Source organism: Flavobacterium sp. WC2509 (assembly GCF_052683105.1).
This window is the reverse complement of record NZ_JBQZFG010000001.1, coordinates 1,179,874-1,192,483: the sequence shown is the minus strand read 5'-3', so window position 1 is coordinate 1,192,483 and position 12,610 is coordinate 1,179,874. Positions and strand designations below refer to the sequence as shown.

Sequence of the window (12,610 nt, the reverse complement as noted above, 5' to 3'; positions counted from 1 at the left end):
TTGGGGTTCAAATTGATTTTACATATACTTTATTGGCAAGTCTGCTGATTGATACTCAGATCTGAAAACCAAAATTGTCTTGAACATTACGACATCAAAAGACAATTAGTGCCGGCAGTACCAATACCACAATAGCTTCAAAAACGCCTTTTTATATTTGTTAGAAGAACCTTATCTCGTCTTTGATATAATGCAGTATTGCCAACAGCTTCGGTTCCTTACCTCCGAAATAATAGAAACCTTACGAAGAAATTATATTGTGCACCGACTGTACTTCACTCCACAAGTTTAATTCAGAGTGAGGTACTGGATCAAAGGGAAGCTGTCGTTGCACTGCAAGACGGGAACTTCAGGAACAGCATTTAGAAGTTATCAAATCATTATATGAATTAGAAGAAATAATAATCTTTAAGCGGTGAGAAAATGAAAAAGATCAGATTACAAATGCAGGAGATCAGACCCGATGTGCCGCTCTCAAAAGAGGAACTTCCTGAGGGGCATAGTCTAAATGACATGAGGGTCAATTATGGAAAGGATGGAATACTGAATCTTTTAAAAAATGCAAAACCAGATAAAGCGGGTATTGGATTACAGATTGTAAACGGCAACGAAATCAGCTTTACAGGAACTGCAGGAGTATTTTATGTTGTAGGCAACATGCCTATGGATTTGGAAAACCTTAGGGTATCACTTCAGATCGTAGCACATACTACACAAAAGAAACACAGGCTGAAAATTAACCTTTTTGACTTTGACAGTGTGCAGAGCCAGTGCGAGGAGCTCTCCGAAAAGCAGGGCTTTGACTTTCAGGAATTGGAAACAGATTTTTTACAGTTAACGGATTTATTGAAACAGCATCGTGAAGAACTTTTTGAAGCTGAAAGAAATTCCGTAACTGAAAACAATCAAGATAATTTAACCAATTTATCAATGCTTACAATTTCAGAGGTAGCTGTTAAATTAAAGTTGACTAATGGTGAAGCGACTAAAAAGTGGCTAGAAAAAAGAGGTATTCAAATTCATAAATTTTCAAAACAAAATTTGGTTTACGAAATTGAAGTTATATGCGAAATCGACAAACCTTTTGTAAAAGGGTTAAAATTAAAATATCCCTTAAAATGGAAAAATATATACAGACGTATAGTTAAAGATTATAATGTGTATGAGCTGTTAATTTTACAATTAGAAGGAGAGTGTGATTACGTTCCAACTACCAAGGTAAAGCGGAATAAAAACGATGAGAAATTATATAATGATTTAATACAATGAGAAAGCTAACAATACCTAAAAATCCATATAAAGGGATTAAGATTTATTGTAAAAAATGTAAAGTAGATAGTCCGAAATGCAATCATTTTGAAAGTTTTACTTACAAAGTAAGAATTCATATCCCTGGAACCAAAAAAAGTGTGAAATCTAAAATCTTGAATTCTACAGTTTATAGTGATGCTGTAACGGAAGCGATAAATTTTGAAAAACACTTAAAATCTAATAATTATGAAACAATAGCAGCTGAGAAGGAAGAAGGAAATGATTATTCTGTTATTGATTCCATAATAAAATATAATCATTATCTAAACGGAGAAAGTGAGTACGCTCAATTTAAAAAAAATGTTACGGTTGAGCATCGAAAGGAATTAATACGATTTTGTAAATATTTCGCAAAGACATTAAAGAAAAATAAAAATATTGAGTTATCTCGGATTAAAGATGTCAATAAGCAAGATGTTTCAAATTTTTATTCTTGGGCTGAGAATCATTACAATCCGAAAACTTTTAATAAATGTTTGAATGGGGTCAAAGGCTTTTTTGATTTCCTGATTGATGTTGAGGAAATTGAAATGAAGAATCCTTTTAGGAAATATTCTAGAAAACAAATACCAAAAACAAATATTAATTCTGTCACTAAAGAAGAGTTTAATGCAATTCTTGAAGCTGTTGATACATATAATCCTTTTATTGTTCTTGGGGGTAAAGGAGAGCGAAAAAATATGTATAAGCCGTATTTGAAAGATGGTTTTAGATTGTTTTTGTTAACTGGTGGAAGGCGGGAGGAAATAGTTGATTTGCGCTGGAGTCATATTTATGTTTCTGTAAGTGGAGTGAAATTTTTTAGAATCCAAAATTTAAAAGTAGAGAGAAATCTTAATATAGATGGATTATACAAGTATATTCCAATAAATTCTGATTTGTTTGACCTATTAGTGGAGATGGGGTATCATGAAAAAAAACAAACTGACGATTATATTTTATTGCCAGAAAGAAAAGTCCAATCAAAAACTATTATGGATTCACTTTCTAAAGCTTTTTCACATTACAAAAATGGGGCTGGTATAGAAAAAGATATTAGTTTGAAAACTTTAAGGAAAACATATATTACATGGGTTCATCAAGTGATGCAAAAAGAAACAGGGGTGCTAACTTCACATTCGACTACAAAAGTGTTGGAATCATATTATATAGACCCGCAAATTTTATCGGTAGTTGAAAAAGGGGCTGTTAAAATAAAAATATTTGGATCAGATTCCTCACTCTAATTCCTCACTTTTTTTCTTTTGGTCTATCTTTTTTTCTAAATTCATACCAATAAAAAACCCTTAAACAATTGATGCTTAAGGGTTTGTTTTCGTAGCGAAGACGGGAGTTGAACCCGTGACCTCAGGGTTATGAATTTAACTTAGTTATTTTTACCAATGTATTTATTGGCTTTGTAAGGTATTAAATTCTATATTTTTACAAAAAACATGTTCAGTTTTATGTTCCGGATTAGAATGATTTTTTAGGTTAATTTTTATTTTTTAATTATTAGTCCGTTTGAGTGAATTAATTCATTTAAACGGATTTTTTATTTATACATCTTTTTAAAGTATTCGGTATAAAGTTTTATTGATGTTATTTGGTAGGTAATTTATTTATTTCGTCTTTTAGTATCAAAAAATGACCTTTTATATACTCTTTAGCGTCTTCTTTAATGATAAAATCTTGAAAAAATTTACTTCCATAAATTCTGATTTTTGATATTTTTTCTTTTGATAATATGTCAAAATTTTCAAATTGCGTGCTTATGGAATCGCTGGAAGTTGCTAAAGTGTATTTAATTGTGTTTCCAGTTTTTTCACATGAAGTATCTGAAAATTGTTTACCTTCTATTGTTTTTCCATTTTCTAATAAGAATATTATTTTACCATCATATTTCGAGAAACATCCTAAATCGTAATTTGAATATAATAGTATGTTAAATAAAAAAATTGATAATTTTTCAGATTCAATATATGATAAATTGAAGTAAACGCTTCCTTTGTCTTGGGAAATATTATCTATCTCTTTGAGTCTTTTTTCTTTAGTTATATTAGTTTCTATGTATCTTACTTTTGTGAATTCGTCGATTTTGTTTTTTATAATGCTTTGTGAGAATCCTGAAAAACTAATTAATAATAACAATGTAATTTTCTTCATAATATTTTTTCATCAAATGTAATTATTTATTATTTGGATCTAAATTGTTTAAAATTTTTATTTCAGCGATATGAGATTGTTTAGCTGTATTTATTAGTTCTGTTTGAATTAATAGTAATTTAAGTATTTCGGTATACAGTTCTTCTTTTTCTTTGTCTTTTACGTTTTGAGAGAGCTTTATTATTTTTTTTGTTTCTTTTATTTTTAAATACACGTTAGATATTTGTTCATCGTATCCATCCATATTTCCATATCCCTCTCCTGGTTCATTTAGTAAATTATTTTCGTTTTTACTTAAAACTTTAAGTAATAATGCTTTTTTACTTTCTGGAATTACTTCTCCACTTTCATAGTTTCCAATTGTTTTTAAGGAAACACCTATTAATTTAGCTAATTCAGCTTGAGTAAGTCCTAGTTTTTTCCTATTTTCTTTAATTTCTAATGCGTTCATTTTTAGTAAGTTAGCTATATTTTATAAAATGTTTGTTAAATATTGCTTATTTAAACATCTATAAATGAGTAATATTACTTATATTTGTATCAATAAACATATATATGTTTTTATTATGGAAATCAAAGATACAAAAACCGTACCTAAATTAACAATTAGGGAAACTGAAACGATAAATAGGTTTGAGACGTTCAATAAATGTTCTGAGATATTACGTGAGTTTTTCCGTATGGGATTTAAATCATTCGATGCTTTAAAATCTATAATGCAGTTTCATTATTCTGATATTGATTTAGTTAAGCTTAAAAGGTTTTGGAATTGCCAGTTGATGGATAAGGAAATTGTTGAGAAAGTAGTAACTGTTTTTGAAAAAATGAAAAATGAGTAATATGACATTAACTGAACGTACTTTGAATCACATCAAATTTCTTGAATCACAAAATAAGTTGATGATAAAATTAGCAACTCCCAAAGGGTTTTATGAGTTGTATAATATAGAATTACAGAAATACGGTTCTCCTGATTTAGCATTTAGGATATGTAATGTTGAATATAGAAGATTGTTTGATACGTATCGCTATGATTCTTTTGAATCTTTTTTAGTAGATATTAAAAAGAATCTTTCTGTGTCTCAATTAAAAATGTCTCCTAAAGATGTTTTAGAACGTGAATTTTTATTGGCTTGGTTTAAGCAATGCGGGTTTGATACATGGACATCATTTAAGGCGGTAGTGCTCCATTATTTCCCTGAAGTTACTGAGGTTAAATTATTGGCTTTTTGGCAAAATACTGCCATCGAGGCTCAGGTTTTAATACGTGTAAATCATGTTAAACAAATACTTGGTTAATCATGCAAGCAGAAACAGCATATGCGGTATTTGAAGCGCTTCCTGAACAGGAAAAGCAACGACTGTTGCGTATGCTGTCGGTTTCGGATGTGAAGGTTAAAAATAAACCTCAAAAAAAACCAATCATTTCTGATGCAGAGGCTCGTGAATATTTGATAAACAAGTTTAAAAAATTTAGTCAAAAATGGAAGGAAAGGAATTGATTACTACTGAAGAACAAAAGCAAATCAACGAGATCGAGGTAAAAGAACCTTGTAGCGAAAAGTGTCCGGTCGGTCGACTGTGTTGTCCAGAATCTTATTTTGAAATGATTGAAATGTGTACGCTATGTGGGAGAATTTTATAAACAGTGAAGTGACGTATTGGGTGCTTTTGGTAGCTGATGTTGTTATGATTTTTGGGGTGTTTTATGGATTTTTTCTGTATGTGGTACAAGAAAAAGAGTATGATAGAAAGTTGGCTGAAAGGCTTAAATATTTTGAGTATTTGGAAACTATTAAAAAAGACAAATTATGAAAAAGTTGCGATTAATTTTTGAAACGGTTTTGATGGTTTTACAGGAATTATCAAAGAATTGTCCTAGAGAAACTAAATTTTAAATAAATATAAATGGAAACACTACAAATTAACAAAGATGCTGCTTTAATAGCGCATGAAAATGCTACCTCGAAAGGGAAGCTGCTTCTTGAAAATCTTTTAGGTAAAAAGGTTTTTGTAAAGTCAATAATGGAAAGAATCACATGTTTTGATGATGTCTTGATTGAATTAAACATCGATAAGCTTGTTTTTGAAAAATCCTGTGAAGGTTTAGAGTCGGATGAAGTTGCTTATAAAATGGCAAAGCTTGTTTCTAAAGCTTTGAATGAAGGTTGGATTCCTGATTGGAGTAATTCAAGTGAATATAAATATTTTGCTTGGTTCAAGATGGGTTCTCCTTCGGGGGTCGGGTTTTCGTCCGACGACTGCGGTAACTGGCTTACGTATTCGCGTGTCGGCTCCCGCCTTGCTTTTAAATCGGCTGAATTAGCGGAGTTTGCTGGTAAGTTGTTTGAGCAATCAATTTACAAACCATTATTAACCATTCAACAGTCATAAGATCATGGATCAAAATGCTACAATAGAACAGATTTTCGAAAGTGAAAATTTAGATGTAAATGCAATTGTTATTTCGGGAATTCCTGAAAGGCACATTGAAGCTGTAAAAGCAATCGCAAAATTAATGGTTGCTACGGATTATCACAATCCAAACTTTCAGCCTGATTTTACAGATTATGATCAGGGTAAATATTCTCCAATTGCTCTCATGGGTTCTCCTTCGGGTGTCGGGTTTTCGTACTACTACTACGGTTTCTGGGATACGCTTTCGGATGTCGGCTCCCGCCTTGTTTCTGAGTCCAGGGAAACTGCAAAACTAATTTTTCAAAATCATGAGGATTTGTATAAAAGATTCATGGTGTACGAAAGGGAAGTAAAGTAAAAAATTAAGGTTGTGCAGTGAGTTGCTGACAGTTCTCCTTCAGGTGTCAGGTTTTCGTACAACAACTACGATAACTGGAATACGAATTCGAATGTCAGCTCCCACCGAGCAAAAAATATTAAATCATTGCAAACCTTGCCAGCATGGCAAAAAATCACATACTAAAAAGGTCGTTGGTACTGCGAGGGAAAACGACCGATTTAAGCAAGGCATGAAAAGAGTAAGTAATTTATACGAAAAGATAATAAGCTTAGAAAATCTCAGAAAGGCTGATGAAGTTGCTCAAAAAGGTAAACAGAATCAATACGGTGTAGTGCTTCATAATCAGAATAAAGAAGCTAATATTTTAAAGCTTCGGGAATGGCTGGTTAATAAGGAATATAAAACTTCTAAATACCAAGTTTTTAAAGTTTACGAACCAAAAGAAAGGGATGTTTTTAAGTTGCCGTATTTCCCTGATAGAATAATGCATCATGCAATAATGATACATCTTGAAAAAGTATTTATGTCTGTTTTTACTGCTGATAGCTATAGTTGTATCAAAGGAAAGGGTATTCATTCGGCATCCAATAATTTGAAGCTGGCTTTAAAAGATGTACCTGGTACAAAGTACTGTTTGAAATTGGATATTAAAAAGTTTTATCCAAATGTAGATCACGATGTTTTGAAAATGCTTCTTAGAAGAAAAATTAAAGATCAGGATTTGCTTTGGTTGTTAGATGAAATCATTGATAGTGCTGAAGGATTGCCGATTGGTAATTATTTGAGTCAGTATTTCGCTAATTATTTTTTGACTGGTTTTGATCACTGGATTAAAGAGAATAAAAAGGTAAAATATTATTTCAGATATGCGGATGATATCGTGATTCTGAATGAAAGCAAAGTTTATCTGCATGCTCTTTTGGGTGATATTAAATCGTATTTGAGCGATAATTTAAAGCTGATTGTAAAGGATAATTATCAGGTGTTTCCTGTTAGTGCGCGTGGGATAGATTTTTTAGGTTATGTGTTTTATCATGAGTATGTGTTGCTTCGAAAATCGATTAAAAAACGATTTGCAAAAGCAGTATCAAAAAAGAAAGATAGAAGTGTTTTAGCATCCTATTGGGGTTGGGCGAAACATTGTAATTCTAAACACTTAATTAAAAAATTAATACCTAATGAAAAATTTTAGTGAATTCAATATTAAACCAATTATCGAAAATTTTGTTGGTGAAAAAATAGCAACATCAAAATTATTGGATAAAGAAATTATTGTAAAAGATTTTAAAATACTGGCTTCAAAATTCGCTGATCGTGGTGATAGGCTGGATATTCAAATTGAATACAAAGACGAAGATAGGATTGTTTTTACAGGTGGTAAATATCTGATTCAAACGATTCAGAAAATAGCAAAAGAGGATTTTCCTTTTAAAACAAAGATTGTAAAAAACGGCGAACATTTAGAGTTTGCATAAATAAATTAAAATTATGGAAAAACAAATTTTACAAAGTGAAAGCCCTGCTGATAGGCTGGAGCAATTAAAAGCGGTTGCTGACAAAAAAGAGAATTTCTCTTATCCTAGGGAATTGTCAGTGGGTGAAATTCAGGAACTGCAAAGCAATTTATCTCAGGATATGATTTTTGTTGATCAGGAAGATCAAAAATTAAAGGTTGCTAAAGAAGTCTTTAAATCGGCAACCAAACCAGTAAAGCAAACCATTGCTAAAAACCTTGGATTAATTCGCTCACAAGTTGAAGAAATCAATGAAGAAGTATATCTGCTTAAAGATCATGCTGAAGGTAAAATGGGGTATTATTCGAAAGATGGGATTCTTCGTTTTGAGAGAAATCTTCGTCCTGATGAAATGCAATATTCAATTAACGAACACTTAAAAAAAGCTAATTAATCATGGAAAATTTTAAAATTGAAATAGGTTCTGAGAATAAAGAACTTGTTATTCTGCAAGGAACTGCTGAACCGGTATTTCATAAAAAAGCGATTGAAGTAAAAGGCGGGGCTATTAATTCGGCTTTAGTTTACTTGTCTAAAAAGGTTGTGAGTGCTGAAATTATTGAGCATTCGAAACTTGAATATTGCTACGATAAATTGTATATCAATTTGCTGTATGATGCCAGGGAAAGAAATCCTGATGTGATTGAAGGTAAATTGAAGCTACATCCCGATTTGGCAAAATTCAACATCAATTCCAGTAAAACCTATTCAACTTTTGAATTGGCAGATTTTGTAAAAATGAATCGCCATTATTTCGAAAACAAAGAGTATGCAATGAAATTGGTTTCGGAATTGCGAAATTTTGAAGGGAAGGTAAATAAGGATATTGAATTAAAAACTGATGATCGTGCGAATAAAAAAGTATTGATTCATCAGGTAGTTGAATCAAATATTCCTTCGGGTTTCTTTTTGGAATTGCCTGTTTTTGTTGGTGAGGGAAATAAACGTTTGGAAGTTGAAATAAATATCACAGCTTCTTTTGAATGTTCGTTGGTTTCGCCTGATTTGAAGCAATTTATTGATTTGGAATCCAAAGCGATTTTGAATGAGCAGTTAGTGAAAATTAATGAACTGCATCCTGAATTAAAAGTTTTTGAATATTAAAAACTAAAAAGATGAAAACAATCACTTTCGATACCGAAAACGCAAAAATAGTAGAGCAAGCCATAAGCTCTGAATTTGGATGTAGAGTGTCGGAAATTGTGAGCCTTCGGGATTCATTGGTAAAGAAAGTGATTGTTTTTCTTTTGTCTAAAACAAAAAAATATGATGCTCGGACTTTGGGTCATAAATACCAAATATCTTATTTGTATGTGCCTACGGTTATTGCTGAAATGGAATATATGATTAAGACAGTTCCAGTTTTTGAAACTAAAATTAATAATGTCTATGAACGAATTGGATTTGAAAGTAAAGAAAAAGCGTGTTCCGCATAATTTGATTGTTCTCACTGAGTTTCAGGAAAAATTTATTCGTAAAAACTTCTTTAAGCTTACTAATCCACAAATTGCGGAAGCTATTGGGTTGAATTTAACCACAACTCGAAAGCATTGTTATAGGATGGGTTTTAAACGGATGGATTTGGAATATTGGTGCGAAACTGCTGTAAGGTTCTTGAGGTTATATTATCGAAAAATAGGCGATACGGAAATTGCAGAAATTTTTACTAAACATTTCCCAAAGGAGAAAAAGTGGACTAAAAAGCATATTGAAAAAAAAAGAAGGTATTTGTTTTTGAAGCGAACTGAAAAAGAAATATCGGCGATTAAAGAAAGAAATAGGGTATTGGGCAGGTTTTCGATGTGTGCAACAAATATGTGGAAAACTAGAGGTGTTGCAAAAATTGGGGATGTTAGGATTTGGAATCATACCAATGGTGTTGAAATGGCTTTTGTGAAACTTGAAAATGGTTTTGTTCCAAGAAATCGATGGTTGTGGGTTCAAGCGTATGGCGAATTGAATGATGATGATATTATACGCTCAAAACCAGGTGCGCCATTGATTGCAGAATTGAGTGATTTAGTAAAAATTGACAGGCTTGAAAATGCTAGTTTGAATAAAATGCTTCCTAGATCAATAGTTAAAACAATGTTTAAAATTAAGGATAATGTATTAGCACAGCAAATCGCTGATGAGTATCCGGAATTGATTGAAATGAAATTAAAAATGTTAACTCTAAATAAAAAAATAAATGGACGTAATTGAAAAATTAACCGTATTACTGACAGGAAAAACTTTTTCGCATAATGGCAAAGAATATTGTTTTCAAAGCTGTAAAAAAGTAGTGTCGAATATTATGATTTTGACAAATAAAGAAACGTTGCAAGTGCCTGAGAGTAGTTTTATCAACTTCTATGAAAAAGTGGAAAAGAACTGCTTTGATGCATCGAATTTGCCTGAAAAACAAAGTTTTGTTCCTGCTGAATTGCCATTGAAGCAACAGAAAGTTATTCTTCCAGAAATGTCAACCACGTATCAAAAATTGAACGCTTCTTTTGATAGCTTAATTGATCAGATTGATAAGGCTACTAATGATGATATCTCTTTTCTTGAAACAAAGGCTAAAATGCTTACTTCGGTGGCGCAAACCGCTATTGGAATGGAAAATAGCCGTGTAAACTTGATTAAAATATTTCAAGGTAAATAATAAAAGAAACGCTATGCAACCAAATTTCTATGCCATCATTCCTGCAACGGTTCGGTATGATAAAAACCTACGTCCAAACGCTAAATTGCTTTATGGTGAAATAACTGCTTTGTGTAATCAGGAAGGCTTTTGTTGGGCTGATAATGCGTATTTCGCCAACTTATATAAAGTTGATAACAAAACGATTTCTCGTTGGATTTCTTCGCTAGAAAAAGGCAGGTATTTGGCTGTTGAGCATTTTCCAAATAATGGAAATACACGCAAAATTTACATAGAGAATACGGCTCAATCCCTAGTGACTAAAAAGTCACTACCTAGTGATAAAAAAGTCACTACCCTAGTGATTAAAAAGTCACTACCTAGTGACGAAAAAGTCACTCCAATATATGAGAATATTACAATTAATAATACAATGAATAGAGAAGAGAAAGCTCTCGCTTTTTTTGAATATAATTCTCCTGAAGCTTGGAATGTTTTTAGGGCTAGGTTTGAAAAACAATTCGATGAAAAAGAGTGGTTAAAATTCAAAGAATTATTCGATTGTAAAGTTGATGAAGAAGGTTTGGAATTCACGACTAAAATTATTGGGGCAAGATTAAACCGATTTGCGATAAATTATTGCGAGAATTTAAGCAAACGAGTTGTTAAAGAAATTTCAATTGAATCAGGAGTTAATCATCCATCAAGAAAAAAAATAGCATAATGGAAGGCAAAGCAAAACAATGGATTGATTATAAAGCGAAAAATACGGCTGTAATTAATTTAGAAAAAGGAAAGTTACCGCCACAAGCGATAGAATTGGAAGAAGCAATTTTGGGAGCGTTAATGATTGATTCTCGTGCAATTGATGAATTGTTTCAGGTGTTTAATGATTCTAATGTTTTTTACAAAGAAAGTCATAAAGTAATTTTTGAAGCAATAGTAGATCTGATTTCTCTTTCACAGCCTGTTGATTTGTTAACAGTGTCAAATCAGTTGAAAATTAAAAAAAGCCTAGATATAGCGGGTGGAGATTTTTATTTGATTGGCTTAACTCAAAAGATATCATCCGGTGCGCACATTGAATTTCATGCTAGAATTGTGCTACAGATGTACATGAAAAGAAAAGCAATCACTTTGGGTAGTCAAATGATTGAAATGGCTTATGATTCGGATATTGATGTGTTTAAGTTGTTTGATTTCATTGATGGGGAAACATTGATGATTAATGATATTGTGGAGAAAGGGAAGTCTGAGTTGAGTTATTCTGATGCTTTGGATTTAGTTGTTGAGCGTGTAAAAATGTTGACAGATAATGAAGGTTGTGTGACTGGTATTGATACTGGTTTCAAGAAAATAAATAAGCATTTTGGAGGCTGGCAACCTACCGATTTTATTGTAATTGGAGCACGTCCGGGAATGGGGAAAACAGCTTTTGTTGTAAATACAATGATGGGATGTGCAAAAAGCGGTCATGCTGTTGGGTTTGTTTCTTTAGAAATGAGTACACAACAATTAGCGACTAGAACTGTTGCGGGTGAAAGTAATTTTCATTTAAATCAGTTGACTAAAAATGGATTTGAAAAGCCTGAGTATTTTTCGGGATTGTTAAGAAAAGTAAAAGAATTGAAAAGTCTCCCAATTCATATAGATGACCGTCCGTCTTTGTCTATTGGGGAGATTAAGAGAAAAGCTAGGTTGTATAAAAGAAAATTCGATATAAAAGTGTTGATAGTTGATTATATACAATTGGCAGGAAGTGATAAAGATGAAGATATTAGAATTAGGGTAGGAAAGATATCGAACGGATTGAAAGCTATTGCTAAGGAGTTAGATATTACTGTGATTGGTTTAGCACAATTATCTAGGGAAGTTGAGAGAACTCCTTACAAAAGACCTGCTTTGCATCATTTAAAAGAGAGTGGTGATATAGAGCAAGATGCAGATGCAGTATGTTTTTTATATCGACCTGGGTACTATGGGATTGATGTTGATCATGATGTGATTGATGATAATTGTAATACTGAATTTATTATTGCTAAGTATCGACACGGTGGTGTTGGAACAATCGGATTACATTATGATGAGAATAAGACTAAGTTCACTGATTTTGAGGGGTCGGATAATGTGAATGGTTCTGATGTTGAGCATAGTAATGATATACAGGATATGCCAAAGATGAATCCTGCTGATGTATTTGGTGAGTCTATAACGAATGATAACAATGATGATAACGATGACGATAATCCTTTTTAA

The 12,610-nt window shown here is 32.0% G+C and carries 19 protein-coding genes; 17 read left to right on the top strand and 2 right to left on the bottom strand.

The window, feature by feature from the left end:
* Positions 1–423: 423 nt before the first annotated feature.
* Both ACUN3A_RS04875 and ACUN3A_RS04870 read left to right on the top strand, forming a co-directional pair.
* Positions 424–1,269, top strand: a complete 846-nt coding sequence (locus ACUN3A_RS04875; protein WP_445550217.1) for a hypothetical protein — start codon at positions 424–426, stop codon at positions 1,267–1,269.
* 155 nt (positions 1,270–1,424) lie between these two features.
* Entirely contained in the window at positions 1,425–2,537 is a 1,113-nt protein-coding gene (locus ACUN3A_RS04870) for a tyrosine-type recombinase/integrase (protein WP_445550216.1), read from the top strand.
* Positions 2,538–2,892: 355 nt separating this feature from the next.
* Here the strand turns inward: ACUN3A_RS04870 and ACUN3A_RS04865 are convergent, their stop codons facing one another.
* Positions 2,893–3,456 carry a hypothetical protein gene (locus tag ACUN3A_RS04865; RefSeq protein ID WP_445550215.1) on the bottom strand — a complete coding sequence of 188 codons (564 nt, stop codon included), beginning with the start codon at positions 3,454–3,456 and terminating at the stop codon, positions 2,893–2,895.
* 22 nt (positions 3,457–3,478) lie between these two features.
* Positions 3,479–3,907, bottom strand: a complete 429-nt coding sequence (locus ACUN3A_RS04860; RefSeq protein ID WP_445550214.1) for a helix-turn-helix domain-containing protein — start codon at positions 3,905–3,907, stop codon at positions 3,479–3,481.
* 64 nt (positions 3,908–3,971) lie between these two features.
* Here ACUN3A_RS04860 and ACUN3A_RS04855 point away from each other — a divergent pair, with 64 nt between their 5' ends.
* From ACUN3A_RS04855 to ACUN3A_RS04785, 15 genes are all read left to right on the top strand, one after another.
* Entirely contained in the window at positions 3,972–4,295 is a 324-nt protein-coding gene (locus ACUN3A_RS04855; RefSeq protein WP_445550213.1) for a hypothetical protein, read from the top strand.
* On the top strand, positions 4,288–4,755 hold the full coding sequence (locus ACUN3A_RS04850; protein ID WP_445550212.1) for a hypothetical protein: 468 nt from the start codon (positions 4,288–4,290) through the stop codon (positions 4,753–4,755). Before ACUN3A_RS04855 ends, ACUN3A_RS04850 begins: the two co-directional genes overlap by 8 nt.
* 2 nt (positions 4,756–4,757) lie before the next feature.
* Positions 4,758–4,958, top strand: coding sequence for a hypothetical protein (locus tag ACUN3A_RS04845; RefSeq protein ID WP_445550211.1), 201 nt, complete (start codon positions 4,758–4,760; stop codon positions 4,956–4,958).
* A gap of 124 nt (positions 4,959–5,082) precedes the next feature.
* Positions 5,083–5,271, top strand: coding sequence for a hypothetical protein (locus tag ACUN3A_RS04840; RefSeq protein ID WP_445550210.1), 189 nt, complete (start codon positions 5,083–5,085; stop codon positions 5,269–5,271).
* Positions 5,272–5,364: 93 nt separating this feature from the next.
* On the top strand, positions 5,365–5,850 hold the full coding sequence (locus tag ACUN3A_RS04835; protein ID WP_445550209.1) for a hypothetical protein: 486 nt from the start codon (positions 5,365–5,367) through the stop codon (positions 5,848–5,850).
* Positions 5,851–5,854: 4 nt separating this feature from the next.
* A complete protein-coding gene (locus tag ACUN3A_RS04830) occupies positions 5,855–6,232 on the top strand; it encodes a hypothetical protein (protein ID WP_445550208.1) in 378 nt (125 codons plus the stop codon).
* A 91-nt stretch (positions 6,233–6,323) separates the two neighbouring features.
* On the top strand, positions 6,324–7,406 hold the full coding sequence (locus ACUN3A_RS04825; RefSeq protein ID WP_445550207.1) for a reverse transcriptase domain-containing protein: 1,083 nt from the start codon (positions 6,324–6,326) through the stop codon (positions 7,404–7,406).
* Positions 7,393–7,689 carry a hypothetical protein gene (locus ACUN3A_RS04820; protein ID WP_445550206.1) on the top strand — a complete coding sequence of 99 codons (297 nt, stop codon included), beginning with the start codon at positions 7,393–7,395 and terminating at the stop codon, positions 7,687–7,689. The genes ACUN3A_RS04825 and ACUN3A_RS04820 overlap by 14 nt, the downstream gene beginning before the upstream one ends.
* A gap of 13 nt (positions 7,690–7,702) precedes the next feature.
* Positions 7,703–8,122, top strand: coding sequence for a hypothetical protein (locus tag ACUN3A_RS04815; protein WP_445550205.1), 420 nt, complete (start codon positions 7,703–7,705; stop codon positions 8,120–8,122).
* A 2-nt stretch (positions 8,123–8,124) separates the two neighbouring features.
* The gene (locus ACUN3A_RS04810) at positions 8,125–8,832 is read left to right on the top strand and encodes a hypothetical protein (protein ID WP_445550204.1); all 708 of its coding nucleotides are present in this window, start codon (positions 8,125–8,127) and stop codon (positions 8,830–8,832) included.
* 11 nt (positions 8,833–8,843) lie between these two features.
* Entirely contained in the window at positions 8,844–9,164 is a 321-nt protein-coding gene (locus ACUN3A_RS04805) for a hypothetical protein (RefSeq protein ID WP_445550203.1), read from the top strand.
* Positions 9,118–9,933: a hypothetical protein gene (locus ACUN3A_RS04800; RefSeq protein WP_445550202.1), complete on the top strand. Its 816-nt coding sequence runs from the start codon at positions 9,118–9,120 to the stop codon at positions 9,931–9,933. Before ACUN3A_RS04805 ends, ACUN3A_RS04800 begins: the two co-directional genes overlap by 47 nt.
* On the top strand, positions 9,920–10,375 hold the full coding sequence (locus ACUN3A_RS04795) for a hypothetical protein (protein ID WP_445550201.1): 456 nt from the start codon (positions 9,920–9,922) through the stop codon (positions 10,373–10,375). Before ACUN3A_RS04800 ends, ACUN3A_RS04795 begins: the two co-directional genes overlap by 14 nt.
* Before the next feature lie 13 nt (positions 10,376–10,388).
* The gene (locus tag ACUN3A_RS04790) at positions 10,389–11,078 is read left to right on the top strand and encodes a helix-turn-helix domain-containing protein (RefSeq protein ID WP_445550200.1); all 690 of its coding nucleotides are present in this window, start codon (positions 10,389–10,391) and stop codon (positions 11,076–11,078) included.
* The gene (locus ACUN3A_RS04785) at positions 11,078–12,610 is read left to right on the top strand and encodes a replicative DNA helicase (RefSeq protein WP_445550199.1); all 1,533 of its coding nucleotides are present in this window, start codon (positions 11,078–11,080) and stop codon (positions 12,608–12,610) included. Before ACUN3A_RS04790 ends, ACUN3A_RS04785 begins: the two co-directional genes overlap by 1 nt.